The organism is Rhodococcus sp. IEGM 1408, assembly GCF_033142235.1.
Taxonomy (GTDB): Bacteria; Actinomycetota; Actinomycetes; order Mycobacteriales; family Mycobacteriaceae; genus Dietzia.
Genome location: NZ_JAWLRW010000043.1, coordinates 1 through 613, shown reverse-complemented (window position 1 = coordinate 613; position 613 = coordinate 1). Strand labels below are relative to the sequence as shown.

General features: G+C 63.9%; 1 pseudogene. It reads right to left on the bottom strand.

Features of this window, described 5'->3' with window-relative positions:
• Window positions 1–328, bottom strand: a pseudogene (locus R4P08_RS18605) (hypothetical protein); the annotation flags it as partial.
• Window positions 329–613: the final 285 nt, after the last annotated feature.

Below are 613 nucleotides of genomic sequence, written 5' to 3'. Positions count from 1 at the left end.
CTCGTTCCTCCACACGCCACCCTGCGATCAGGCGGGAGTGGATGTCGATGATCGAGTACGCCTTGAACGAGGCACCGCGCCACGGTGAGTGCAGATCGGTGATGTCCCAACTCCACACCTGACCGGGTGCGGTAGCGGTGTGCACGGGCATCGGGCGCGGGGTTCGGGTGCTCTTCTTGGTCGGTGTCTTCGGGCGGTTGCGTTGGTCGAGGACCGCTGCTGCGATACGCCACCACGAGCGACGTGATGCGATCATCGACCCGTTGTCCCAGGCGGTGGCGAAGGAGTGATCGACCGAGTTGCCGGCTTGCCATCCAGTGTCGATCAACGCTTCGACCCGGGTGCGATCGGTGGTGTCGATCCTGCTCGGATACTTCCGATCTCGTTGGTGCACAGGGTGTTCGGTCTTGACCCTGGGGTTGCGGCGGTAGTGCCACGTCGAGCGGGACAACCCGACCAACGTCAATGCTCGACGCACCGATCCGGTCAGTGGGGCCAGTTCGTCGACGAGGGTGTTCTCGGCGCTCAGGAATCGGTGGGATCGGGTGTCGGTCGGGTGTCGTCGGGCTCGGGCACGTTCAGTGTGTGCAAGAGCCCGATAGCTTTTCCCAGC